Consider the following 24,281-nt stretch of genomic DNA (forward strand, 5'->3'; position numbering starts at 1 on the left):
TTGTACAAGCCTGTGAAAAATTATATGTAAGTTATTAAAATTAAATAATTTTATAGTAATATTCATACTGCATGCCAGTTGAGGTAATCTTAGCAAGAATTTTATAAAAAAGTCTGGCAGCCTTTAGCTCTAAAAATGATTTTAATTACCCAAAAGCCCTACTTTTATTTAAATACAATCTAAAAACCCAGCAAAAACTGCTCATTTTCTGAAATTGCTCGACATTTTGCAGCTTTTTTTTGTATAAGATCGCAGCTTGGCTTATACTAGCCGACTTTAAAATTTTAGCTCAACCTTATACATATATCATCGAGGAAGCCATGATCGTTAAGACTGAAACGGTTTCGGGCGTTGCCCGTCGTCTAAATGTTACTGTTCCAACCAGCCGCATTGACGAACAATTTGAAGCTCGCCTGAAACGTGCAGCAAAAAACGTAAAAATCAATGGTTTCCGCCCAGGCAAGGTGCCCATGTCACGTATCCGTGCCGATTACGGCCCGGGCATCCGTCAGGAAGTGATCAACGACATTATCCGTGACAGCGTATTTGAAGCCATTCAGCAGGAAAAAATCAATGCTGTTGGCATGCCAAACATTGAAAAAGTAGACCTGAACAATGATGGTCTGGTGTATGAAGCCACTGTTGAAGTATATCCGGAAGTGACTGTAAAAGGTCTGGAAGATCTTTCCATCGACCGTAAAACCTCTGAAGTGTCTGATGACGACGTAGAAACCATGATCGAAAACCTGCGCAAGCAGCGTCAGACATGGGCTGTTACCAAAGGTATGGCCAAAAAAGACATGCAGGTGACTTTCGACTTTGAAGGCACTGTTGACGGTGAAAAGTTTGAAGGCGGCAGCGCACAGGACTTTAAACTGGTACTGGGTTCTGGCCGCATGATTCCCGGCTTTGAAGATGGTATCGTTGGCATGAAAGCCGGTGAAGAAAAAGTTATTGATGTGACTTTCCCGGAAGATTATCAGGCTGAAAACCTGCAAGGCAAAGCTGCCCAGTTCAAGATCACGCTAAAACAGGTTGAGAAGCCAAAGTTACCTGAGATTGATGCCGAGTTTTTAAACCTGTTCGGTGTAAGCGAAGAAGAAGGCGTTGACAAGCTGAAAGCTGATGTTCGCAAGAACATGGAACGCGAAGTAAAAAACAGCCTGCGTCAACAGTTGAAACAGGCTGCATTTAATGCCGTGCTGGAAAACAACGACGTTGAAGTGCCAAATGCCATGGTTACTGAAGAAATTGGCCGTCAGCGTCAGCAGATGCTGCAACAGTTTGCCCAGCAGTTTGGTGGCGCGCAGCAAAACTTTGACCAAAGCATGCTGCCGGACGAACTGTTCCGCGAGCAGGCTGAGCGTTCAGTGAAACTGGGTGTATTGATTGGCAAGGTACTGGAAGATGCCAAGCTGTCAGTTGATCAGGAACGTGTGAAAGCGTTTATCGAAGAAACTGCCCAGTCTTATGAAGACCCAACCGAAGTGATTGAGTACTTCAACAGCGACAAGCAGCAACGCGCGCAAATTGAAGCTGTGGTACTGGAAGATCAGGTGGTTGACCATATTCTGGCCACTGCCAAAGTGACTGACCAGACTATCAGCTATCAGGATCTGATCAAGGAGCAGCAAGCCCAGCGCGCTGGCCGCTAATTGCCTGAAATTGTTGTTGTAACATAGCAGGAAAGGCGCTTTAAGCGCCTTTTTTGTTGCGCTTTTAAAGACTATTCTGCTGCTTTTAGCCAAACAGGCATGCTGGTATTTTTCACAATGCAACAGCATAACCCCTTTGCAATTTTGGCTATTATCCGCCATAGTGTGAATATAGTTAAAACCAGCTTTATCAGGAAAAACAAAGTGTCATTTGATTTTGAAACTGCAAATTCTGCACCCATAAGTAACGCGCTAGTGCCCATGGTGGTTGAACAGTCTTCACGGGGCGAGCGTTCTTTTGATATCTATTCGCGCCTGCTGCGTGAACGGATTATTTTCCTGTCAGGTGAAGTTGAAGATCACATGGCAAACCTTATTGTGGCCCAGCTCTTGTTTTTGGAAGCTGAGAACCCAGATAAGGACATCCATTTGTACATCAATTCACCGGGTGGTTCAGTGACTGCCGGTATGGCCATTTATGATGTGATGCAGTTTATCAAGCCGGATGTATCGACGACCTGTCTGGGTCAGGCTGCCAGTATGGGCGCGTTCCTGCTCAATGCCGGCGCACCGGGCAAGCGTTATGCGCTGGCTAATTCTCGTATCATGATTCACCAGCCGCTGGGTGGTTTTCGTGGTCAGGCATCCGATATTGAAATCCATGCCCGTGAAATTATCCAGATCAAGGAAAAGCTGAACCGCCTGATGGCGCAGCACAGTGGTCAGGATTATGAGCGCATTGCACGCGATACCGACCGTGATAATTTTTTAAATGCTGAAGCGGCACGTGAATACGGCCTGGTTGATGCAGTACTGTCCAAGCGTCCTTAAGCCTACGGGTTTAAGCGTTTGGTAAATTAACCTATTGGAGTTCTCATGTCCGATTTACCCAAAGGACAAAAAACCTGTTCGTTTTGTGGCAAGCGTCAAGCTGAAGTGAGCAAGCTGATTGCAGGTGAAAATGCGTTTATCTGTAATGAGTGCATTGAAGTCTGTACCGATCTGGTGCAAACCAGCCAGCAGGTAGAATCCGGTGACTGGGCCAAGCGTCCATTGCCAAAGCCCGCTGAAATCCGTGCGTCACTGGACCAGTATGTGATTGGTCAGGAAACGGCCAAAAAGACCTTATCGGTGGCTGTATACAATCACTACAAGCGTTTAAAGGCCAGCCAGAATCTGTCTGCGCAGCAAGGCGTTAAAGATGCCATGGTCGAGCTGTCAAAAAGTAATATCCTGCTGATTGGCCCCACTGGCTCTGGTAAAACCCTGCTGGCGCAAACGCTGGCACGTTTGCTGGATGTCCCATTTGCCATGGCAGATGCCACCACCTTAACCGAAGCTGGTTATGTGGGGGAAGATGTTGAAAACATCGTACAGAAACTGCTGCAAAAATCGGATTACGACATCGAAAAAGCGCAGATGGGTATCATCTATATTGATGAAATCGATAAGATTACCCGCAAGAGCGATAATCCTTCCATTACCCGTGATGTATCCGGGGAAGGCGTGCAGCAAGCCCTGTTAAAAATGATTGAAGGCACGGTTGCTTCTATTCCGCCTCAAGGTGGCCGTAAGCATCCGCAGCAGGAATTTGTTCAGGTTGATACCAGCAATATCCTGTTCATTTGTGGTGGTGCTTTTGCCGGTCTTGAAAAACTGGTGAAACAGCGTCATGAAAAAGGCGGCATTGGCTTTAGTGCGGAAGTTCGCAAGAAAGATGAATCCAAGAAGCTGGGTCAGTTATTCCGTGAGGTAGAGCCGGAAGACCTGATCAAGTATGGCCTGATTCCTGAATTTATTGGTCGCTTGCCGGTGGTGGCTTCCCTTGAGGAGCTGGACGAAGAAGCACTGATGCAGATTCTGACAGAACCAAAGAATGCATTGACCCGCCAGTATCAATATTTGTTTGAAATGGAAAATGTTGACTTGGTGTTTGAGGATGCTGCATTACGGGCTGTGGCTAAAAAAGCACTGGAACGTAATACTGGCGCACGCGGCCTGCGTTCAATTCTGGAAAATGTATTGCTGGATACCATGTATGAGCTGCCCTCAGCAGATCATATTGGTACAGTACGCATTACTGAAGCAGTAATTAATGACAGCGCCAAGCCAATTTTTGAACCTGAGCGCCTGCCTGTATCGCCAAAGGCTGACCATACTTACTCAGCCGAGCATTTAACGCTGGTGGATTCGCGTAGCGCTTAATCTGGCTGTTATTAACACCAGTTAGGTCTTTACCAGTCACTAAAAGCGCCTCATGATGAGGCGCTTTTTTTATCACTGTGTTGTCCTGCTTGTTTATAGTGAGAAACCGGATTAACACGCTTGGCGCAGAGGGCAGTTTAGCCCAATGGGTAATTCAAGCAATCGTTGCCGCAAGGTGTGCAGGCTGAGGATACGCTGGTCAATGAGTTGTATTTTTTCATCAATTACGGTTTTTACCATGGCTTCTGGTAATTCACCACCGCGCAGCAACGGCAAAAATTCCTGAATTTCGTGCAGTGAAAAACCCAGCGATTGTGCCAGTTTAATTAGGCCCAGCACCTCAATAATGTCATGATCATAATAGCGATAGCCATTATTTTGCCGCTTACTGTGAATCAGTCCGGATTTTTCATAAAAACGAATGGCATCGCGGCTGATACCTGCCTGTGTGGCAACTTCACCAATCTGCATCATTTTTCCCGATATTTTTTTCAGTATCATGCTTGACCTTGAAGTGTACTCCACTGTTTAGACTTTGTCTGTGTTCATCCAAACAGGAAGAGAGACATGATAACAACGACAGTACTGGTAACGGGTGCAAGTGGCTTTATAGGGCGTTATCTGGTGTTAAAGCTATTGCAGCAGGGTGATCGGGTATTTGCCCTGCTTAGGAATCCCAAAGTACAACTGGCTCAATTGCACACATGGCTGCAACAGCAGGGGATTGATCCAGTTGATTTAAACCGCATGGAAAGCGTGCAGGGTGATTTTAGCCAGCAGACACTGGGAATTAGTCAGGCAGATTGGCAGCGTATGGGCTTGGTCAGCGTGGTATACCAATGTGCGGCATTGTATCAGTGGAATTTAACCCAGCAGCAGGCACGCCAGATTAATGTGATTGCGCCACTAAAGCTGATGCAGTTGGCCAGCCAGCATGTCCAGCTCGAACGCTTTGTACAGGTTTCCGGTTATATGCTTAAGGTGGAATCGCATCTGCAAAAACTGGGCATTGATTGCCAGCAGCCGGATCAGACCAACTGGCCGCAAGTCTACAAAAAAGTGGGCAGTTACGAGGCATCCAAGCTGGAAAGCCATTTTGTAATAAAAGACGCTGCACGCCAGCAAGGTATTGCATTGACCCTGATTTTACCGGCTGCCATTATTGGTAATAGCCAACATGGAGAGCTAGACGCCGCACAACCGATTTATCAAACTTTCAAGGATTTATTACAGCAACGACTGGCAGCAATACCCGGTAGCAAAAAGCATCGGCTGCCAATGATTAGTGTGGATTATGTGGCCGCGTTTATGGCAAAAATTGCCAGTGTGTCCGAGAGTATCGATCAGGAGTATTTGCTGCTGGATAATGCCACGCCAAGCTTGCAGCAAGTATTAAAGATTGGCGCAGAAGCAGCACAGGTGACAGCCCCAACAAACCATATTCCTATTGCTGTGTTGCAATGCTTGTCCCGCTGGCACTGGCTGGCAACAACACTCAATATTGCTGCCGAGGCATTGCCATTTATTCGTACGGAAAGTTTTGATACGCGGCAGGCTGATGACATGGCGCAAAAGCTGGGTTTGGAGAAACCTCGCATTAATCATGTGATTCAACAAACTGCACGCTATGTACAACAGGATTTAGCTAACCATTTATCTTAACAGGTTTAAAAAATCAATTTTAACTGGCTTCAACCAGTCGCTGGATGATGGTGTGCGCGGTCTGGTGAACTTTGCCATCCTGAAACCAGATCAGTTCACCCGGCTGGTATTTTTGCCAGATTTCATTGTCAGTCAGCGGGGCGGTCGCAACCACGGCCACCCGGTCTTCTGGCTTGGTGACCTGACTAAAATCAATTTCCACATCCATATCCACCAGATGCGCATGCTGGAAAGGCCACTCGCGCACAATCCAGTGCAGGTGGGTGGTGGCATAGCTAAACAGTGCCTGACCATTGGACAGGATAAAATTGAAAGTCCCGTATTCTGCAATTTTGGGTGAAACTTCAGCCAGAAAATCAAAAATCTGCTGTTGTGAGGGTTCATCCTTGCCAAAACGATGGCGCAGCTCTTGCAAAATATAGCAGTAAGCACGTTCGCTATCGGTAGTGCCAACCGGCATAAACTGGCCACACAACTGGGGCCAGTATTCCTTTAAGTCCCCGTTATGGGCAAAAATCCAGTGACGACCCCACAGTTCGCGCATGAAGGGATGGTTATTTTCAAGTTCAATCTTGCCTTGGGTGGCCTTACGAATATGGGCAATCACATTACGTGACTTGATGGGATAATTGCGAATAAAGTCCGCCAGTGGCGAATGCACGGCAGACTGGCAGTCAATAAACAGGCGGCAGGCTTTTTGTTCAAAAAAGGCAATACCAAAACCATCGGCATGATCGGAGGTAATGCCCGCGCGCTGGCTAAAGCCTTTAAACGAAAAGGTAATATCGGTTGGCGTGGCACAGTTCATGCCCAGTAACTCGCACATACAAGAACCACACTCAGGCAAAAATAGGATTAATAATAAATACTCAGCACACAAGAGCAATGACATAAAACGCTAGGGATATTGTGCATAAGCCCTGACAAGAGTGCAAATTATCATTTGCATTGCTGTGATAAAAATTACTTGATGAAAATTGCTTGATGAAAAACGGGTTTGATCGCAGTGCAGTGGCAAAAAGCAGCTTAATTAAAAACTACCCAGCAATAAAAATTGCCCACAACTTAAAGCAGTTATGGACAATCAGGCTACCGCAGGATTTATTGAGATTTAGGCAGGCGATTGCTAATCAGTGTGCCAATGCCTTCATCAGTAAAGACTTCCAGCAGGGTCACATGAGGAACCCGGCCATCCACAATATGCGCACTCACCACACCACCTTTAACGGCATCAAGCGCACAGGACACTTTAGGAATCATGCCACCATAAATAACCCCTGTCTCAATCAGGTGGTCAACTTCCTGGGTGCTTAAGCCCGTCATGACTTTTTTGTTAGCATCCATGACCCCGGAAATATTGGTCAGCAATACCAGTTTTTCAGCTTTTAAGGCTTCTGCAACTTTACCAGCCACCAAGTCGGCATTGATATTGTAGGTGTTGCCTTCTTCATCTACTCCAAGCGGTGCAATAACCGGAATAAAGTCACTTTCAATAAACAGGTTGAGTACATCAGTTTTAACACTAACTACTTCACCCACTAAGCCCAGATCAATTTGCTTAACCTGACCGTCATCAGTTTTTTTGTCCAGTAGCAGTTTTCTGGCGCGCAACAGGTTACCGTCCGTTCCTGTTAAACCAATGGCACGACCGCCATGGCGGTTAATCAGGTTAACAATGGATTTGTTGACGCTGCCACCCAGCACCATTTCCACAATTTCCATGGTGGATGCATCAGTGACCCGCATGCCATCAATCCGATCTGATTCACGGCCCAATTGCTTAAGCAGGTTATCCACCTGTGGGCCGCCGCCATGCACAACCACCGGATTCAGGCCGACGGTTTTGAGCAGCACAATGTCACGGGCAAATGAGCTTTCCAGTTCCGGGTCGGTCATGGCATTGCCGCCGTATTTCACCACAATGGTTTTATCGGCAAAGCGCTGAATATAGGGGAGCGCCTCAGTGAGAACGTTGGCAATATTCAGGGCGGTCTCGGTGTTCAAGGCCATGGGCAACTCCAGAGGGTTTTTATTCAAGAATCAACTGCGCCAGTCGTTCGTCTTGCGAGCGCAACAGGCGGGCAAATGTGGCACGGATCAAGCGCAGGTTTTCATCCGTATCGGCATCAAAACGGGCAGTAATAAAGTGGCCCGTATTTGACGGACGAATAATGCCAAAACCAGCATCAAAATCAAGTCGTATGCCATCAATGGTTGAAATTTTGGCATCAGACAGTTGGGCGGCTTCTATTTCAAAGGCTGACATCAGCTCGGCGGCATCGATATTATCCAATGGTAAATACAGGTCTGGCGTGGAAACCCGCTGTGGCAGGTCGGCAAGGGCTTCTTCCAGTGTCTGGCCACTGTTATCTAGCCACTCTAGCAGGCGCAGTGCGGCATAAATCCCGTCATCCTGCCCATGTCCCCGATGATCCTTGAAAAAATAATGCCCGGAGAATTCACCGGCAAACACAGCCTGATGTTCCGGGTCATTCAGCGCCTGACGCAGGAAAGTATTGCCAGTACGAACCATCACCGGCCGACCACCTGCCTGCGTAACAATACTGGACACCATGCGTGAACATTTCACATCAAAAATAATGTCACTGCCGGGATTGCTGTCCAGACAGATTTTGGCAAACAGGGTAATCAGGTGGTCGGGCGATACCACGTTGCCCTGACTATCCAGTACCACCACACGGTCACCATCGCCATCAAAGGCAAAACCAAGCTGGCTATTGGAGATGACAATGTCATTGCTGAGTTCTTGCAGGTGTTCGGCCTTGCTCGGGTCTGGCGCGCCATTGGGAAACATGCCGTTGGCCTCAGTATGCAAGCTACTGATCTCGCAGCCCGCAGCCTGAAACGCAGCCATTGCAAACTCGCCGGCACTGCCATGCATGGCATCAATAGAAATATTAAACGGCTGGCTTAAAATCACGTCGTCCTGTAGCAGGTTGAGGTAATGCTCGTTATAGGACATGCTGCGGATAGTACCTAAACCTTCAATAAAGTGCTCATCCAGCACACACTGCTTGATGCCTTCAATATTATCTGGCGTGGGTGACTGGTGCTGTACCAGCCATTTTAAGCCGTTTTCATTGGCCGGGTTGTGGCTTGCGGTAACCATGACCGCATTGCCATCATGCTGGGCCGCTGCAAAATAACAAATGGGGGTGGTAACCCGGCCAATATCAATCACCGTCAGGCCGCTGTCCACAAAAGCCTGCCGGATGAGGCGGGCATAACCCGAGCTGGAGGTGCGTGCATCGTAACCGACGACTACCTGATACTGGTTTTTATAACGAAGATGCGCCCCCAGCGCCCGGCCAATTTTAGTGACCAGCTCATTGCTTAAGTCATCAATGGTGCCGCGAATATCATAGGCACGGAAAATATGGTCAGGAAATCTGGGCGCACCCACATTAAATTCCACATCCGGCAGCAGGGTTTCATCCAGATTAAATTCAATGGCATCAGAATGCGCGGCTTTGCTGCTATCAGCCAAGGGTTCATCCAGGGGGTGCTGTAACAGGTCCAGTTCTTCAAAGGCTTCAGTGGCAGTTGCTTCATGGGCAATTGGTGCAGTGCTGGCTGTTTCACCTGTTAATGAGGTCTGGATAGAACTCGTGTTTGCTGAATCTGAAAGCTCAACTGCCGGGCTTATGTGTTCTGCAACAGTAGCCGCACTTATTGGTGAAATGGCCACATTATTGTTGTAGGCTGAGGTTGCCGCCGGATTAATGGCTGTCAGGTCATTGAGGCTGGTACTATGGGGGTTATCAAGGTTGGTATTATTGGCAAGCACGGCTGTGCCCGTAACAGGGCTTTTGCGCAAGGCCCAGATGACCAGAGGAATTAAACCGCTTAGCAGCGTGAGCAGGGCCGCCCACAATGGTAACTGACTGCCTGAACCGTTAGGCTGAACGGACAGTTGCCAGCTTTGCTGATTCAGTGGAATAGATTTGAAGCCGCCATCATTGCCACTGCCATGAATACGCAATACTTCCAGCTGGGTGCCGTCGCTTAGTTTCTGCGAGAATTTAAGTTCTATATTTGCAGGGGTAATACTTTCCAGATCCTTGACCAATGGTGCCAGTGGCCATTCAAAAACGGCATAACCGCCGGTTGGCATGGCGCGTGCGGTACTGACGACCCCCTTGGCCCCTGTACCACTAATTTCAGGCTGGGTTGGTGCTTTACGGGTGCGGTTCAGCAAGTCCTGATCGGCATAGTTTAAGGAAGGCGGAACAGTTCCATCGACAGGAACCACAGCCTTGAGCGTGGCGCTACTGCGCAGCATGGGCTGCTGGGCCAGTAAACCAGCTTGCTGCTGCCAGTGCTGGGCATAGTGCTCAATCAGTACGCTGGCCTGTTTGCTAAAGGTATCCAGTTGTAACTGGGTTTGCTGCTGCTCATGCTGCGCAACCAGATAATAGACACCAGCACTGCTGGCACCCGTCAATACCAGATGAATAATCAGGGCAAGTGGTTTATTTATTGTTAGACCTTTATTCATATTCAAAGGCTTGAGTTTGGGCACGACACACTTCCTTGATCGTTCTTGACATTACTGGATCATATTAACGGCCATGCTTAACCAGCAAAGCCGCCACAGTAAGGCCGGATTATGATTTCAATGGTTTTAACCCATTCACTGCACGGGCGGGTTACGCAGTACCCGTATGGCCAAAACCACCGCTGCCACGTTCAGTTTGCTCAAAGTCATTCACAACTTCAAGTTGAGTTTGTATAACAGGAACCAGCACATATTGTGCCATTCGCTCACCCGGGGCCAGCGTAAAAGCAGTTGTACCGCGATTCCACACTGAAACCATCAGTTCACCCTGATAGTCAGAGTCTATTAACCCCACCAGATTGCCCAGAACAATGCCATGTTTATGTCCCAGCCCGGAACGGGGTAAAATCAGGCCAGCATAGTGTGGATCAGCAATATAAATGGCCATGCCGGTTTTAACCAGTACGGTATCACCCGGGTTAAGCACAATGGCTTCATCAATACAGGCCCGCAGGTCAATGCCCGCAGAGCCTGCAGTCGCATGGGTAGGCAAAGGCCAGGTGGTGCCAATCCGTGAGTCCAGAATTTTAACTTGAAGTTTCATGCATCATTATCCTAAATGATTGAATAGGCGAATTGCTTAAAAAGCAGGCAAGGCTGGCCGAATGGTAAAATTATAAGCGCCAAGTATCGAAACACCTAGCGCAAGTAACTGATATCTATTTCATTAGTGCTTTTAAATTGGCCAGATAGGCCGCGGCCTGCGCTTTTGGGTCAACATTAGACAGTTTTTGTTTCTTTTTGCCAGACCATTCCAGTTCTTCCTCTGGCAGTTCATCCAGAAAACGGCTAGGGGTAGTATGCCGCATTTGCCCGCCCGCCTTGCGTTGTTCGGCCAGGGTCAGGGTGAGGCCTTGCCTTGCGCGGGTAATGCCCACATACATCAGGCGGCGTTCTTCTTCAATGGAATCCCCGGCAATGGAGTTGCGGTGCGGCAGCAATTCTTCTTCCAGTCCCATAATGTAAACATAGGGAAATTCCAGCCCCTTGGCCGCATGCAGGGTCATCAGGTTGACCTTGTCGGTGTCATCTTCTTCCTGTTGCTGTTCCAGCAAGTCCAGCAGCACCAGCTTGCGAATAACGCTTTCAATATTGCGTTCATCCACATCATCGGCACGGGTAATCAGGCTCTGGATACTGCTATACAGGGTTTCAATATTGTCCAGTTTGGTTTTTTCTGCGGCTGGTGTTGCAGCCTGTTCACGCACAAAATCAATATAGCCGGTTTCATTAATCATCTGGCGCACCACCGGCACCGGATCATCATTGTCATGCAGGCGACGGGTATAATCCTCAATAAATCCGGCGAATTCGTGCAGTTGTGACGCGGCTTTTTTGGCAAATACCATGCTCAGGCGCTGGTCTGCCGAGGCACTTAGCAATGACAAATGATTGTCCTGCGCAAACAGGCCCAGCTTTTCCAGGGTGGCCGGGCCAATGGCGCGCTTGGGCGTGTTGATAATGCGCAGAAAGGCACTGTCATCTTCCGGGTTGATAATCAGGCGCAGGTAACTCATCACGTCCTTGATTTCCGCACGGGCAAAGAATGAGGTGCCACCAGATAACTTATACGGAATTTGCATCTGGCGTAGCTGGGCTTCCAGCACACGGGCCTGAAAATTACCGCGGTACAGCACGGCATAATCCTTCCATGATTTGCCATTCATCAGCTTGTGGTTCATCAGGTCATGCGCCACGCGTTCGGCTTCATCGTCATCATTGCGGCAGGTAATAATCCGGATGGCTTCACCATGGCCTTTATCGCTCCACAACTGCTTTTCAAACAGGTGCGGATTGTTGGTAATCACCGAGTTGGCCGCTTTTAAAATCCGGCTGGTTGAACGGTAATTCTGTTCCAGCTTAATGACTTTAAGACTGGGAAAATCTTCGGCCAGCAGGGCCATGTTTTCCGGCTTGGCACCACGCCATGCATAAATCGACTGGTCGTCATCACCCACGGCAGTAAAGCGACCCATGACGCCCACCAATAGTTTGACCAGCATATACTGTGCAGTATTGGTATCCTGATATTCATCCACCAACAGGTAACGCACGCGGTTTTGCCACTTATCACGGATTTCAGCATTTTCTTGCAGCAAGCGGGTGGGCAGCGCAATCAGGTCATCAAAATCTACGGCATTGTAAGCACGGATGTTGCGCTCATAAAGCTCGTACAATTGTGCCAGATGTACGTCTTCGGGGGTTTCAGCGGTACTCATTGCCTGTGGCGGGAGTAGCAGGTCGTTTTTCCAGTCGGAAATGCGGCGCATGGCCTTGCCAATCAGTTCCTTGCTATCGGCACCGGCCAGATTGTCCTTGTGCATTAAATCCATCAGCAGGCGCTTGCAGTCGTCCGCATCCAGAATGGAAAAATTATTCTTGAGTGGCGTGTGCTTAAGCTCGATCCGTAACAGGTTTAAACCAAAATTGTGAAACGTGGAAACCGTTAAACCCTTGGATTCTTCGCGTGGAATCAGCTTGCCCACACGTTCCTTCATTTCGCGCGCGGCCTTGTTGGTAAAGGTCATGGCGGTAATACGATGCGCCGGAACCCCACAGTTTTGAATCAGGTGGGCAATCTTGCGGGTAATCACGGCAGTTTTGCCTGAACCTGCACCGGCCAGAACCAATAGCGGCCCTGACACATAGGTCATGGCTTCCTGCTGACGGGGATTAAGCTGGCTCAGTTTTGCATTACTGCTCATTGTATATGGTACTCAAGAAAAACAAGGCCCGGAAAATCAGGCTTAAAAAAAGGTAAAAACAACCACGGGATTATAGGCAATGCGCTTTGTTTAAGGGAGCTTTTAATTTTGTAAAAGTTCATGTGAAAGCCAAGACACGTCGCCAACTGACGTGTAAATAGCAAAATAAAAATATTACATAAATTATTATTACGGCTAAGTAACTGTAAGAATAATTACCAATTGCCAGAATAATAAGAAAAAATAAGTGATTAAACTCGCCTCATTATTAAGTAAATAGCGGAGCAACCCCAATTGAACGCAAAGCAATGGCTTTTGTCAGGATTATTACTATTTATGGTAGCCATTGCCGTTGGGGCAGGTATTGCATGGTGGATGTTGAATTACCTTGAAATTGGCTTGCCCATTCGTAATCAGCAGGCACAGGTACGCATTACCGAACCTGTGCAGGCCAAAGCAGATATTTATGATCCACTGGAGGTGATGGTAAAAGGCACCATTCATACGCAAATTCCCATTAACCAGCAGATTCAGGTGCCTATAAAAGACACTGTGCACACCATGGTGACTTTTGATAATGAAGTGCCTATCAAGCTACAGGTCAGGGTTGATAACCAGATTCCCCTGGACCAGATGGTACATGTGGATTCCAAGGTGGAAGTAAAAGTGCTGGGCAAGACCGTGAGTTTGCCCATTCGTGGCGATATTCCCATCAAGACCAATATTCCCGTGCACTTTACCATTCCCATTGACCAGAAAGTACGGCTGAAATTTGTGGCGCCCGTTGCGGCCAACATTGAGCAGCGTCTGAATATTCCCTTAAAAACCACCATTGATGCCAGAGTGCCTGTTCATGGAGTATTGCAGGTGCCTGTCAAGTCACAGCTGAATACCCAGTTGATTATTCCCGAGCCACTGGACACTGTAATTACCAGAAGCAACCTTAGAATTCCCCTTAAGGCGCTGTCCCTGCATCGCCATGATTCAACCCAGCCCAGCCACGCAGCAACAGGGCAGTGATTAAAATGAATCCAGGCAAAAAAATTCCTAAAAAAACCATCTGGCTGTTAACAGGGGCAGCGCTGGTGGTAATGCTGGGCGGTATGGCTGGCTTTTGGTGCTATGCCTATCTTGCGGTAGGCATTGAACTGCGCAATCAGCAGGGCAAAATGATGATGCCCCCACACATTAATGTAAATGTGGCGGCGACCAATACCTTTGGCATTCAACTGGCTGGTGATGTTAAGGTTGAAGTGCCCATTGACCAGAACATTGAAGTACCGCTGGCCGGCACCTACAAGACCCGAATTAAAATTGATACGCCTATTCCCATTAAATTTAATGTGCACTACAAAGGCAGTATCCCGGTCAAGACTATGGCAGAAATCAATGACACCACCGCACTGGTATTGCCGCGTTTGCCCAAACTGCCGTTAAAGCTTCAGGTGCCGCTGGAATTTAACCTGCCGGTTGATCTGGTAATTCCAGTGAATACCACGCTGCGTTTTGCCTATGAAGGACCCATCATGCTGGGCTTTAACCAAAATACTATTACCCGGCTCAATACCGTGTTACAGACGCAAGCACCGCTTAATCAGGCCATGCAGGTACCATTGCTCACCAGTTTTAACGTGAAGGTTTATCCTGAACCAAAGCCGCTGGATATGGTACTGGACACGCATTTGCGGCAGCCTATCAAGCAGCTAAAAATTAGCCGAAATGCAGATTGATCCCAATGATGTCTGTCTGGCGCGCTGTGAACTTGGCCATGTTGCTGGTTAAAAAATACTTTAGCCTTTTAATGGGTTTAAAAGCTTTTTTCTAGTGGTTTGTTTTTTAAGGAAAATTTAGAATTAACTTGAGTTAAATACTTGGTTTTAAAAGCATTAATTTTACCTTATGGTTAAGGTAATTATTAGGCAAACGGCTGAGGAAACAACCATGACAATAATGTGGTCACCCGACCTGGACACTGGCATTGAGGTGATTGACCGGCAGCACCAGCGCATTGTGGAATACATTAACCAGCTTGAGCAAACCAAAAATCACCATGACCGCAATGTGATGAAACAGGTACTGGATGATCTGGTGGACTATACCCAGTCGCACTTTGCCTTTGAGGAAAGTTTGCAGGAAGAAGCGGGCTATAAATATGCCAAGCCGCACCAGAAAGTACATCAGTTGTTTATCAAGCGCATTAATGACTATCAGGAGCGTTTTAACCGGGGGCAGGACATTACTGATGAGCTGCATCAGGTGCTGGTGACCTGGCTGATTAATCATATCCGCCGTGATGATGCGGATTATGTCGGCTCAGTGAAACAAAACATGATAGGGGTGATTAAGGCGCAGGAAGCCAAAAACAAAAACTGGTTTCAGCGCTGGTTTTCATAGCAATTTTTTGCAGCACAGGAGTGCCTATAACAGCAATAAGCATAATAGGAAAAGGACAGGGAAGTCTGGTTTGGCAGTAAGCAGTCAAACAAGATATGAGGCTGGTTTGAGGCACGCCGATTTTAGAAGAAAAATAACCTGTGGCAATTGCTGGTTTTAGTTGGGGCCTTCTTTCAAACGCATATATTTTGGTCTAAAAATGTAAAAAAAACCGTCATTAATAAGCGTTTTGCATTAGCATTGGCGCAGTTAAAACCCAATGTGATGTGGAATAGAACGCCCATGAATTCACCTTTGATATTGCGCGCAAGCAGCATATTGGCTGGCCTGACCATCACCCTGTTACTGGCTGGCTGGATCGTTCCGTTTATTCAGTTTAGCAGTGCCAGCCAGTTTGATTTCTGGCTGGTGTGGCTGCTGTGCATGATTATTCTGGCACTGCCATTTAGCCTGCTGGAAATTGCACTGGCCAAACGCAGCAAGGCGAATCCGTTGCCAGCGCTACTGGTACTGACCCGCGAAGCAGATGCAAAACCGGCCTGGCGGATTACCGGCTGGCTGGCGGCGGCTGTAATGTCACTGGTAAGTGGTGGATTGCTATACCAGTCTGCCAGCATGGTATTTGAGGGATTGGGTCATCGTCCCGCCGAACTGATGGGTTATTTATCCATTGGGCTGATTCTTGCTGGCGTGGCGTTGTCGTTTGTGCCACGTGCCATATTGATTCTGGTGGCCAGCATTGCCGCCATTATTGCCACTATTTTAAGCTTTGTACAAATGGGTGTAGGCCACTGGCAATGGACGGCTTTTAGCTTGCAGGAATGGGCATGGGCGGTAAGTCTGGCGTTGATTGCAACTGGTTTGGGCTATGGTATGTACTGGCAGCTTAATGCCAGTCAGTCCGTTGAAAAAGCCAGCAAAACCGCTTTGCCAATCTGGACAGGTCAACTGGCTGGTGGCGTCATGATTGCCATGGTACAGGGTTTCCATGGTACACATACCTTGTGGCTGTATGGTATTGCCTTGCTCGCGGGTGCAGCATTTTTGATTTCATTATTGCGTGAACAATTGCAGGCCCGTGGGTTAAGCATGGTTTTGCAATGGTTGTTTGTACTGCTGGGTCTGCTGTTGTGGCTGGTGCCGATGCAGCCTGTACTGACCACACTGACAGTCATTCTGGCGCTGGTGGTGTGCCTGCTGTATGCCATTTTTAGCGGCTGGATGATGAAAATCAGCCATTTGCGCAAGGCCTTAAATTTTGATCAGGAAGTTGTATATAACCTGTGGCGGATTGCAGTACGTGTGGTTATTCCCGTGGCTATTGTGGTGGCCATTATGGGTTTAATTCTAGGGCTGGTTTTACCGGCATAACCTGTCAGGACAGACTGCATGGCTGAGCAACTCACAGCAGAGAAAACCCCGGTAGAGAAAAAAACAGTGCAGGTGGCTTATGTCGATGCCACCGGACAATATCTGGTGAACATTGAGTGGCAGGCATCACTCACTGCCATGCAGGCACTGGCGCAATCCGGCCTGCTGGCAAAACTACCTGCCGGACAACCTTTGGCTGTTGGTATTTTTGGCGTGAGGGTGGATCAGCCTGAGCAGTATCTTTTGCAGGCAGGAGACCGGCTGGAAATATACCGTCCGCTCACCCGTGACCCGATGGCGGTGCGGCGCAAGCGGGCAGCAGCCCATCCGGTAGGGCGCTTAAAGCGCAAGCTGTAGCAGATGCCTGCTATCGTGTTAAAAATAATGTACTGACTTTATAAAACAGCTTTTCACTACACATTGTAAAAATCGGCTAATAACTTTAGTCAGTTTTTCGGCCCATAATGTGTTAGAAACCTTAAGGTTTATTCAGCCAGACTTGCTACACTACAACTAAAATAAACTCTGATAACTGAATAATGAAAAAACAGCATATTGCCATTATTGGTGCGGGTACTGCCGGGCTGGCACTTGCGCGTATTCTGGCGCACCAGCAGCATGAAATCACAATTATTGAAAAAGCCACAGTCATGGAAAACGTGGGGGCCGGTATTTTGCTGCAGCCCGCAGGACTGGCGGTATTTGAGCATTTGGGCGTGCTGGATGAAGCCCTAAAGCTGGGTTGCCGTGTGAACGGGCTGGAAGGCAGGCTTGCCAGTGGACATTTGCTGGTCAATAGTCATTATCGCGAAGTAGCCCCACAGTGCTTTGGCCTGGGCATGCACCGTGCCAGCCTGTGTCATGTACTGATGCAAAACCTGCAACAGCCCAATAATGACCGACAAATGATTCACTGGCACATGGGCACGGAAATTCACCACGTTATACCTTTTGGGCAGTGCATGCAGTTGATTGGCCAAACCATTAATGAACAAGCTTTCAAGCAAACTTTTGACGCCGTAATTGTTGCCAATGGCGCGCGTAGCCAGTTGCGGCCAAAGCAATGGGTAAAGCTGGACAAGCCTTATCCATGGGGGGCGGCATGGTGCATTGTGCCTGCCTGTACCACACTGGATAGCAATATCCTGCACCAGTTTTATGATAGCGCCAGTACCATGATGGGCATTTTGCCAACCGGTGCTGTGCCACAGCAAGCAGATCAGCCGTTGTCCAGTGTGTTCTGGAGCATGCCTACGCCCCATATATCTGGCTGGCTAAAAGATAATGCAAACCGTGACTACTGGTTAAAGTTGGTAGAACAGCGCTGGCCAATAGCTGCCGAGTGGCTATCGCAGGTGGTGGTTTCGCATGAACAGTGGCTACCTGCACATTACCGTGATGTGGTGCTCAGTCGTTATGGCGAAGGACGGTTAGGGATCATTGGCGATGCAGCCCATGCCATGAGTCCCCAGTTAGGTCAGGGTGTAAATATGGCATTACTGGATGCATGTGCACTGGGCAGGGCAATTGCACAGGCAGACGAGTGGAGCAAGGTCTGGGACAATTATCACCAGCAACGCTTAAGTTCTATCCGTTTTTACCAGTGGCTAAGCCGTACACTTACCCCATTTTACCAGTCACACCGGCGTGATCTGGGCTGGCTGCGTGATGCCGGATTTAGCTGGATGTACCGAATTCCATGGCTACGCAAGCAAATGGCGCATACCATTGCAGGGATCAAGCATCATCCCTTACAGGACATGTCGCTGGAAGAAATTTCAATGTCTTTGGTTGACCAGCAGCCTGTAAACAGCGATCTAAAAAGCCTGCAATAATAATTAATCTGTCATAGTAGCTCACCTGCAATGCTAAAAAGCACAGCCATAAAAAACGCCAGACCGGATTTAACCAGTCTGACGCAATATTGATGCAATTGCAGTAAGTTACAGCGGTGGTGCCGTTAAAATGGCGTCCTTGCTTTGCGGCAGGCCCGGTTGCTTCTCAGGCAGGGTTTCCAGACCTTCAATGCGGGTTACAATACCCTGCGCATCAAAATAAACCCGTAAATGCTGGCCGGAGGTGGCTGGCAGTTTGGCCTTGCGTGCATAAGTGCCGGGAATGTAGTTATACAAATAATCCCAGCGATCTGGATTCAAGGTATCGGTAATGGCTGGTGAACCCAACAGGAAACGCACCTGTTGCTGGGTCATGCCCACTTTAATTTGAGACGCCTGTGCCTGGGTCAATGGCGTACCCTGTGGCACATCAATTTTGTAAACACCAAACACAGAACAACCAGAAATGATGGATGAGGCAAATAAAGCCAACATGATTTTTTGCATTTTGCTACACTATCCCGTTAAATAACGATGCACACGGCGTAAAGGTCGATCATACTTTATTTGTGATTTAATTGCCCGTGACGTGTCAACAATAGATTACATTGAGAGACATATTTATGCCAATCACCAATCAGGACTTGCGTAAGGCTGGCCTAAAGGTAACCCTACCACGCATCAAGATTTTAGAGTTACTGGAAAACTCAAGTGATCATCATTTAAGTGCAGAAGACATTTATAAGACTCTGCTGGAACAGGGCGAAGATGTTGGTCTGGCAACTGTTTACCGGGTGCTCACCCAGTTTGAGGCTGCGGGCATTATTGAGCGTCATCACTTTGAAAACAATCATTCTGTATTTGAAATCATGCAGGAAGACCACCATGACCACATGGTTTGTCAAAGCTGTAACAAGGTGGTGGAATTCACCAATCCGGTGATTGAATCCGAGCAGCACAAAGTGGCTGAAAATCTGGGTTTTACCCTAACCGGGCATTCCCTGAACCTGTACGGTTATTGTAACAAGCCAGAATGTCAGGATGCGGCCCGTAAAAAATAAGCGAAAAACCAGACGTGTTGGCTGGGCTTGTAAAAGCATCTCTTAATTTATATAGAGATGCTTTTTTAACTTATGGACTTACCTAACGACAAATATCCGAATTAAAATTAAAATAGTTACCAATTAATAACAATTTAATTGCAATGTTCGCCTTCATCATAAATCAGCCAGTGCTATTTAATCTGGCTATATCCTGAACATTTAACCACTTTGCTGATTTTCTTCAAACACGGGTAGCATGTCGCGGGCATTTAATACCTCGCCACATGCTGAACAGCACATCACGGTTTGGGTTTTCTGGCCACAGTTTCTATGAATATAGGACACTTGCGCAAATTCGCCGTGATCATTTAGCCATGAATTGCCCCAGTGGCTAATTGCCAGAATAATGGGGTAGAGCGCTAGTCCACGTTCAGTAAGACGGTATTCGTAGCGTTTTGGCGCATCCTGATAAGCTACTTTTTCCAGTATTTTGCTTTCTACCAGCCGGTTAAGCCGCTCTGCCAGTACATGGCGCGTTACTCCCAGCTTCTTTTGAAAATCATCAAAACGCCTGATTTTTAAAAAACAATGCCGAATAATCAGTAGTGTCCACCGGTCTCCAAAAATCGCCAGACTCCGCGCGATAGGGCAATTTAATTCACCTTGTTCTTGCCATTTCATGACTTACCCTCCGTTAACCAATTCTAGCATAACTCTGCTTTTCTAATTGCTCTACAGGCCAGCGCTGTCCCCAATTGATATTGACACCTCTAAAGTAAGCCTCTACTCTGGTTTGTAAGTTCCTTTTTAGAACTTAATTATTTTGTTAAAGATTTTTCACTAAACATGCTTGTTGCAATAAACGCCCTTTGCTCATTTGAGGTAATGAATATGTCTAACCCAGCATCAGTATCTACGCAGAAAACCGTGCAGACCAAAGCCAAGCAAACCAAAGCCACGCCATCATTTCCGGTACGGCGTATGGATTATGAGTTTGCGGCCATGCCACGCTACTGGTTTGCCGATGAACCCTCATTAACCCACCTGTTTACCGGGATGTCGACATTGTTTCCGGAAGGGGAATCTTACTTTGTGCGCTCGGTACGTGCCTTGCGTCACCGGATTAAGGATAATCCGCAACTGGACAGGGATATTGGCGCATTTATCGGGCAGGAAGCCATGCATTCCAAGGAACACCATGCTTTTCACCAGAGTGCCGAGCAGTTTGGGCTTGATCCGGAATCTTTGGAAAAAGTAACAGGATTTATTTTAAAAAACTTTGAAAAAGTATTTAGCAAAAAAGCCAATTTATTGCTGACCGTAGGGCTGGAGCACTACACTGCTGTACTGGTTGTTACCATGATGGATAGTGTCAATGAGCTAATGACCGATGACACCGTGCGTAATTTATGGCTGTGGCATAGTGTGGAGGAAACTGAACACAAGGCTGTTGCCTTTGATATGTACCAGCATTTATATGGATCAGGACTAAATGCCTACCTGCCACGGGTAGCCATATTCAGTTTTGCACTGCTGATGATTACCAGCATGATGATGGTCTATACCACAGTGTTAATGAAGCGCGACAAGCAATTGCTGAACCTGAGATCGTGGAAAAAACTGGGTCAGATGATGATGAGTAGCCATAAAATTTTCATTCCCAAATTTTTGGATTATTACCGGCCTGATTTTCATCCCAATGATACCGATGACAGTGAGCTGGTTGCCAGAACCAAAGCCAAGCTGGGCCTGCTAAAGCCAGCAGACGCACTGGCTTGTTAATTGGCTGGTAAATAGTAGAACTCTTTCAAAAGCATGGTTGCGTTATGGTTCGGCAAGCTCAAGCACCGATGCTTGGGAACCACTGCTCAACCAAGGTAGCCTGAGCTTGTTGAAGGCAAGTATTATGAAAGAAGTCTGCTATTGCCACTTTTTCCAGTACTAATTAACTTTTTATCATTGCTCTTTTATCAATAAATTTTATCACTGAATGGAAAGTTAGATCATGAACCCAAAAGAAATGACCGGCCTGCAAATTATGCAGGCATTTGCCAAGGGGCTGTTTCCAACCCCGGGAATTGCCAAAACCATGCCGATGGAGCCTGTAGAAGTAGAGCAGGGTCGTGTGGTATTTACGGCCACGGCCAATGAAAGCCATACCAATCCCTTGGGCGGGGTGCATGGTGGTTTTGCAGCAACAGTGCTGGACTCGGTAACCGGCTGTGCCACGCATACCGTATTGGCAGCTGGTGAGGGCTATGGCACCATTGACCTGAATATCAAGATGTGTCGTCCCATTCCGTTTAACAAGACTTTGCGTGCTGAAGGCAAAGTCATTAATGTGAGTAAAAGTCTGGTGATTTCCGAAGGCTATATTCGTGATGAAAACGATAAAATCTATGCGTTTGCCACTGCAACCAACATGATTATTCGTTAGAAAAGCACTAAAAATCAGGCATGAAAAAAGGCGATAGCCCATGGTATCGCCTTTTTTTGTTTAATATGAATCGCTAAAAAACTATTCGCTATCCTCAATAGCCAGACCTTTGGTGGCCTGATCCAGAAAGCGGGTATCGGCGTTTTTACCGAGCTTAATCATCAGGCGCAAATCGTTGGGCGCATCCGCATGCTTAATGGCATCGTCATAAGTGATTTCACCGCCCAGATACAGGTCATACAAGGCCTGGTCAAAGGTTTGCATGCCCAGTTCGCGTGAGCGTTTCATCACGTTCTTGATTTCATGGATTTCACCCTTGCGGATGTAATCAGATACCAGTGGGGTATTGATCAGCACTTCAATACAGGCGCGTCGTGCCTTGCCATCCGGAGTAGGAATCAACTGCTGGGCGACGAGTGCTTTTAAGTTAAGCGACAAATCCATATAAAGCTGGCCATGACGGTCCGCTTCAAAGAAGTGAACAATGCGATCCAGCGCCTGGTTAGCATTGTTGGCGTGCAGGGTCGCCAGTACCAAGTGGCCGGTTTCGGCAAAGGCAATGGCATAGTCCATGACTTCGCGGGTACGGATTTCCCCAATCAGGATCACATCAGGGGCCTGACGCAAGGTATTTTTTAGCGCCACTTCAAAAGAATCGGTATCAATCCCCACTTCACGCTGGGTAATAATACAGCCCGAATGCTGGTGTACAAACTCAATCGGGTCTTCAATGGTAATGATATGACCGCGTGAATTCTTGTTGCGATGGCCAATCATGGACGCCAGTGAGGTGGATTTACCCGTACCTGTTGCGCCCACAAAAATGATAATGCCACGCTTGGTCATGGCAAGGTCTTTGATAACCGTGGGCAGCTTGAGGTCTTCCACCGAGGGAATATGAGTTTCGATCCGGCGCAAAATCATGCCCGGAAAATCGCGCTGTACAAAGGCACTCACCCGAAAACGAGCGGTTTCATCCTTGTCGACAATCGCGAAGTTGCATTCCCGCGTTGTACGAAATTCTTCGCGTTGCTTGTCAGTCATGACACTGTGAATCAGCTGACCCACCACTTCCGGGGTTAAGGCCGTTTTGGTCACTGGAATAATCTTGCCATTGATTTTCATGGATGGCGCAACACCCGCAGTGATAAACAGGTCTGAACCGTTTTTTTCGACCATTAGTCGCAATAAATCATTAAATTCCATGATACATCCCTGTGATGCTTACGAATAATGTGAAAAATCAGGTAAAGCTTTCAGGAACCTTGGCCGCACTGCGCGCAGCAGCCGGGCTAATTGTGCCTTTAGCCACCAGCGTTTTTAAGCTTTGGTCCAGTGTGGTCATGCCATAGCCTGCACCGGTTTGAATGGCGGAATACATTTGCGCCACCTTGTTTTCACGAATCAGGTTACGGATCGCTGGAATACCAATCATGATTTCATGCGCAGCCACACGGCCACCGCCATTTTTCTTGAGCAGGGTTTGCGAAATCACCGCCTGCAATGATTCAGACAGCATGGAGCGAACCATGTCTTTTTCTTCAGCCGGGAATACGTCTACCACACGGTCAATGGTTTTGGCCGCTGAGGTGGTATGCAGGGTTCCAAATACCAAGTGGCCGGTTTCTGCGGCAGTGAGCGCCAAACGAATGGTTTCCAGATCGCGCATTTCACCTACTAGAATAATATCCGGGTCTTCACGCAGGGCAGAGCGCAATGCCTCGTTAAAACCATGCGTATCGCGATGGACTTCACGCTGGTTAATCAGGCATTTTTTGGGGGTATGCACAAATTCAATCGGGTCTTCAACGGTTAGAATATGGTCAAAGCGGGTATTGTTAATATAGTCCAGCATGGCCGCCAGCGTGGTGGATTTGCCAGAACCCGTTGGCCCGGTCACCAGCACAATGCCACGTGGATATTCACTAATATCCTTAAAAATCTGGCCTAGCCCTAAGTCATCCATTGTTAATACTTTGGAGGGAATCGTCCGGAATACGGCACCGGCGCCACGGTTCTGGTTAAAGGCGTTAACACGGAAGCGGGCAATGCCGGGTACTTCAAAGGAAAAGTCAGTTTCTAAAAATTCTTCGTAGTCACGGCGCTGCTTGTCATTCATGATGTCATAAATCAGGCGGTGGACTTCTTTGTGTTCCATAGCGGGCAGGTTGATGCGGCGTACTTCGCCATCCACCCGGATCATGGGGGGCAGGCCTGCTGACAAGTGTAAGTCTGATGCACCATTTTTGGCAGAAAACGCAAGTAATTCGGTAATATCCATGTAAACCTCGTAATGCTTGAAGCAAATCGATGGTTAAAATGACTGATGAGGTGGCAGCGCAAAAATAATGCGTTATGCTAGGTCACCGGGCACATTCCATCGCGTCTTTTATCT

General features: G+C 47.6%; 23 protein-coding genes. 13 read left to right on the forward strand and 10 right to left on the reverse strand.

The genetic code is table 11. The features are described from left to right. Positions 1-320 precede the first annotated feature (320 nt). The 3 genes from tig to clpX all read left to right on the forward strand — a co-directional run bounded on the left by tig (position 321) and on the right by clpX (position 3,860). Positions 321-1,655 (forward strand): trigger factor, encoded by a 1,335-nt coding sequence (tig, locus tag BKE30_RS08910; RefSeq protein WP_076878258.1) that lies wholly within the window; start codon positions 321-323, stop codon positions 1,653-1,655. Between the two features lie 240 nt (positions 1,656-1,895). After that, positions 1,896-2,486, forward strand: a complete 591-nt coding sequence (gene clpP / locus BKE30_RS08915) for an ATP-dependent Clp endopeptidase proteolytic subunit ClpP (protein ID WP_026471036.1) — start codon at positions 1,896-1,898, stop codon at positions 2,484-2,486. A 45-nt stretch (positions 2,487-2,531) separates the two neighbouring features. Beyond that, positions 2,532-3,860: an ATP-dependent Clp protease ATP-binding subunit ClpX gene (gene clpX / locus BKE30_RS08920; RefSeq protein WP_076878259.1), complete on the forward strand. Its 1,329-nt coding sequence runs from the start codon at positions 2,532-2,534 to the stop codon at positions 3,858-3,860. A gap of 111 nt (positions 3,861-3,971) precedes the next feature. On the opposite strand, the gene BKE30_RS08925 is transcribed toward clpX, so the two are convergent. Continuing rightward, the gene (locus BKE30_RS08925) at positions 3,972-4,334 is read right to left on the reverse strand and encodes a MerR family transcriptional regulator (RefSeq protein ID WP_158073180.1); all 363 of its coding nucleotides are present in this window, start codon (positions 4,332-4,334) and stop codon (positions 3,972-3,974) included. 93 nt (positions 4,335-4,427) lie between these two features. On the opposite strand from BKE30_RS08925, the gene BKE30_RS08930 reads away from it, so the two are divergent. Continuing rightward, positions 4,428-5,522 (forward strand): SDR family oxidoreductase, encoded by a 1,095-nt coding sequence (locus BKE30_RS08930; protein WP_076878260.1) that lies wholly within the window; start codon positions 4,428-4,430, stop codon positions 5,520-5,522. 19 nt (positions 5,523-5,541) lie between these two features. On the opposite strand, the gene BKE30_RS08935 is transcribed toward BKE30_RS08930, so the two are convergent. From BKE30_RS08935 to rep, 5 genes are all read right to left on the reverse strand, one after another. Continuing rightward, positions 5,542-6,348 carry a class II glutamine amidotransferase gene (locus tag BKE30_RS08935; RefSeq protein WP_076878261.1) on the reverse strand — a complete coding sequence of 269 codons (807 nt, stop codon included), beginning with the start codon at positions 6,346-6,348 and terminating at the stop codon, positions 5,542-5,544. Positions 6,349-6,623: 275 nt separating this feature from the next. Continuing rightward, positions 6,624-7,532 (reverse strand): acetylglutamate kinase, encoded by a 909-nt coding sequence (argB, locus tag BKE30_RS08940; RefSeq protein ID WP_076878262.1) that lies wholly within the window; start codon positions 7,530-7,532, stop codon positions 6,624-6,626. A gap of 19 nt (positions 7,533-7,551) precedes the next feature. Continuing rightward, a complete protein-coding gene (locus BKE30_RS15750) occupies positions 7,552-10,065 on the reverse strand; it encodes a phosphomannomutase/phosphoglucomutase (RefSeq protein WP_143253693.1) in 2,514 nt (837 codons plus the stop codon). A 127-nt stretch (positions 10,066-10,192) separates the two neighbouring features. Further along, positions 10,193-10,645: a dUTP diphosphatase gene (gene dut, locus BKE30_RS08950; protein ID WP_076878263.1), complete on the reverse strand. Its 453-nt coding sequence runs from the start codon at positions 10,643-10,645 to the stop codon at positions 10,193-10,195. Between the two features lie 115 nt (positions 10,646-10,760). Next, positions 10,761-12,806, reverse strand: coding sequence for a DNA helicase Rep (gene rep / locus BKE30_RS08955; RefSeq protein WP_076878264.1), 2,046 nt, complete (start codon positions 12,804-12,806; stop codon positions 10,761-10,763). A gap of 336 nt (positions 12,807-13,142) precedes the next feature. Between rep and BKE30_RS08960 the strand changes: the two genes are divergently transcribed. The 6 genes from BKE30_RS08960 (at position 13,143) to BKE30_RS08985 (ending at position 18,406) form a co-directional block, all read left to right on the forward strand. Then, positions 13,143-13,826, forward strand: coding sequence for a hypothetical protein (locus tag BKE30_RS08960; RefSeq protein ID WP_083698517.1), 684 nt, complete (start codon positions 13,143-13,145; stop codon positions 13,824-13,826). 5 nt (positions 13,827-13,831) lie between these two features. Next, positions 13,832-14,536 carry a hypothetical protein gene (locus BKE30_RS08965; protein WP_076878266.1) on the forward strand — a complete coding sequence of 235 codons (705 nt, stop codon included), beginning with the start codon at positions 13,832-13,834 and terminating at the stop codon, positions 14,534-14,536. 211 nt (positions 14,537-14,747) lie between these two features. Beyond that, the gene (locus BKE30_RS08970) at positions 14,748-15,200 is read left to right on the forward strand and encodes a bacteriohemerythrin (protein ID WP_076878417.1); all 453 of its coding nucleotides are present in this window, start codon (positions 14,748-14,750) and stop codon (positions 15,198-15,200) included. Between the two features lie 282 nt (positions 15,201-15,482). After that, complete coding sequence (locus BKE30_RS08975; protein ID WP_143253694.1) at positions 15,483-16,571, forward strand: hypothetical protein; 1,089 nt, start codon at positions 15,483-15,485, stop codon at positions 16,569-16,571. 18 nt (positions 16,572-16,589) lie between these two features. Then, positions 16,590-16,928, forward strand: coding sequence for an RnfH family protein (locus tag BKE30_RS08980; protein ID WP_076878268.1), 339 nt, complete (start codon positions 16,590-16,592; stop codon positions 16,926-16,928). A gap of 182 nt (positions 16,929-17,110) precedes the next feature. Continuing rightward, a complete protein-coding gene (locus tag BKE30_RS08985; RefSeq protein ID WP_076878269.1) occupies positions 17,111-18,406 on the forward strand; it encodes an FAD-dependent oxidoreductase in 1,296 nt (431 codons plus the stop codon). Positions 18,407-18,514: 108 nt separating this feature from the next. Here the strand turns inward: BKE30_RS08985 and BKE30_RS08990 are convergent, their stop codons facing one another. Then, positions 18,515-18,913: an outer membrane protein assembly factor BamE gene (locus BKE30_RS08990; RefSeq protein WP_026471024.1), complete on the reverse strand. Its 399-nt coding sequence runs from the start codon at positions 18,911-18,913 to the stop codon at positions 18,515-18,517. Positions 18,914-19,029: 116 nt separating this feature from the next. Here BKE30_RS08990 and fur point away from each other — a divergent pair, with 116 nt between their 5' ends. After that, the gene (gene fur, locus BKE30_RS08995) at positions 19,030-19,467 is read left to right on the forward strand and encodes a ferric iron uptake transcriptional regulator (protein ID WP_026471023.1); all 438 of its coding nucleotides are present in this window, start codon (positions 19,030-19,032) and stop codon (positions 19,465-19,467) included. 201 nt (positions 19,468-19,668) lie between these two features. On the opposite strand, the gene BKE30_RS09000 is transcribed toward fur, so the two are convergent. Continuing rightward, positions 19,669-20,130 carry a winged helix-turn-helix transcriptional regulator gene (locus BKE30_RS09000; RefSeq protein WP_076878270.1) on the reverse strand — a complete coding sequence of 154 codons (462 nt, stop codon included), beginning with the start codon at positions 20,128-20,130 and terminating at the stop codon, positions 19,669-19,671. A 210-nt stretch (positions 20,131-20,340) separates the two neighbouring features. Here BKE30_RS09000 and BKE30_RS09005 point away from each other — a divergent pair, with 210 nt between their 5' ends. Continuing rightward, a complete protein-coding gene (locus BKE30_RS09005; RefSeq protein WP_076878271.1) occupies positions 20,341-21,231 on the forward strand; it encodes a metal-dependent hydrolase in 891 nt (296 codons plus the stop codon). A gap of 223 nt (positions 21,232-21,454) precedes the next feature. Then, the gene (locus BKE30_RS09010; RefSeq protein WP_076878272.1) at positions 21,455-21,886 is read left to right on the forward strand and encodes a PaaI family thioesterase; all 432 of its coding nucleotides are present in this window, start codon (positions 21,455-21,457) and stop codon (positions 21,884-21,886) included. A gap of 81 nt (positions 21,887-21,967) precedes the next feature. Here BKE30_RS09010 and BKE30_RS09015 read toward each other — a convergent pair whose 3' ends face one another. Both BKE30_RS09015 and BKE30_RS09020 read right to left on the reverse strand, forming a co-directional pair. Beyond that, a complete protein-coding gene (locus BKE30_RS09015; RefSeq protein ID WP_076878273.1) occupies positions 21,968-23,092 on the reverse strand; it encodes a PilT/PilU family type 4a pilus ATPase in 1,125 nt (374 codons plus the stop codon). 37 nt (positions 23,093-23,129) lie between these two features. Next, entirely contained in the window at positions 23,130-24,167 is a 1,038-nt protein-coding gene (locus tag BKE30_RS09020) for a type IV pilus twitching motility protein PilT (RefSeq protein ID WP_076878274.1), read from the reverse strand. Between the last annotated feature and the right edge of the window lie 114 nt (positions 24,168-24,281).

Origin of the sequence: Alkanindiges hydrocarboniclasticus, from assembly GCF_001982605.1 — a bacterium.
GTDB classification, from domain to species: Bacteria; Pseudomonadota; Gammaproteobacteria; order Pseudomonadales; family Moraxellaceae; genus Alkanindiges; species Alkanindiges hydrocarboniclasticus.

Bases quoted from the DNA above. Each gene is read 5' to 3' on its own strand.
- BKE30_RS09010 (WP_076878272.1), top strand. From the start codon at position 21,455: ATGAACCCAAAAGAAATGACCGGCCTGCAAATTATGCAGGCATTTGCC.
- BKE30_RS08965 (WP_076878266.1), top strand. From the start codon at position 13,832: ATGAATCCAGGCAAAAAAATTCCTAAAAAAACCATCTGGCTGTTAACA.
- clpX (WP_076878259.1), top strand. From the start codon at position 2,532: ATGTCCGATTTACCCAAAGGACAAAAAACCTGTTCGTTTTGTGGCAAG.
- BKE30_RS09015 (WP_076878273.1), bottom strand. From the start codon at position 23,092: ATGGAATTTAATGATTTATTGCGACTAATGGTCGAAAAAAACGGTTCA.
- BKE30_RS08930 (WP_076878260.1), top strand. From the start codon at position 4,428: ATGATAACAACGACAGTACTGGTAACGGGTGCAAGTGGCTTTATAGGG.
- BKE30_RS08925 (WP_158073180.1), bottom strand. From the start codon at position 4,334: ATGATGCAGATTGGTGAAGTTGCCACACAGGCAGGTATCAGCCGCGAT.
- BKE30_RS08970 (WP_076878417.1), top strand. From the start codon at position 14,748: ATGACAATAATGTGGTCACCCGACCTGGACACTGGCATTGAGGTGATT.
- fur (WP_026471023.1), top strand. From the start codon at position 19,030: ATGCCAATCACCAATCAGGACTTGCGTAAGGCTGGCCTAAAGGTAACC.
- BKE30_RS08935 (WP_076878261.1), bottom strand. From the start codon at position 6,348: ATGTGCGAGTTACTGGGCATGAACTGTGCCACGCCAACCGATATTACC.
- BKE30_RS08990 (WP_026471024.1), bottom strand. From the start codon at position 18,913: ATGCAAAAAATCATGTTGGCTTTATTTGCCTCATCCATCATTTCTGGT.
- BKE30_RS09020 (WP_076878274.1), bottom strand. From the start codon at position 24,167: ATGGATATTACCGAATTACTTGCGTTTTCTGCCAAAAATGGTGCATCA.
- BKE30_RS09005 (WP_076878271.1), top strand. From the start codon at position 20,341: ATGTCTAACCCAGCATCAGTATCTACGCAGAAAACCGTGCAGACCAAA.
- BKE30_RS08960 (WP_083698517.1), top strand. From the start codon at position 13,143: ATGGTAGCCATTGCCGTTGGGGCAGGTATTGCATGGTGGATGTTGAAT.
- BKE30_RS09000 (WP_076878270.1), bottom strand. From the start codon at position 20,130: ATGAAATGGCAAGAACAAGGTGAATTAAATTGCCCTATCGCGCGGAGT.
- BKE30_RS08985 (WP_076878269.1), top strand. From the start codon at position 17,111: ATGAAAAAACAGCATATTGCCATTATTGGTGCGGGTACTGCCGGGCTG.
- tig (WP_076878258.1), top strand. From the start codon at position 321: ATGATCGTTAAGACTGAAACGGTTTCGGGCGTTGCCCGTCGTCTAAAT.
- rep (WP_076878264.1), bottom strand. From the start codon at position 12,806: ATGAGCAGTAATGCAAAACTGAGCCAGCTTAATCCCCGTCAGCAGGAA.
- BKE30_RS08980 (WP_076878268.1), top strand. From the start codon at position 16,590: ATGGCTGAGCAACTCACAGCAGAGAAAACCCCGGTAGAGAAAAAAACA.
- argB (WP_076878262.1), bottom strand. From the start codon at position 7,532: ATGGCCTTGAACACCGAGACCGCCCTGAATATTGCCAACGTTCTCACT.
- BKE30_RS08975 (WP_143253694.1), top strand. From the start codon at position 15,483: ATGAATTCACCTTTGATATTGCGCGCAAGCAGCATATTGGCTGGCCTG.
- dut (WP_076878263.1), bottom strand. From the start codon at position 10,645: ATGAAACTTCAAGTTAAAATTCTGGACTCACGGATTGGCACCACCTGG.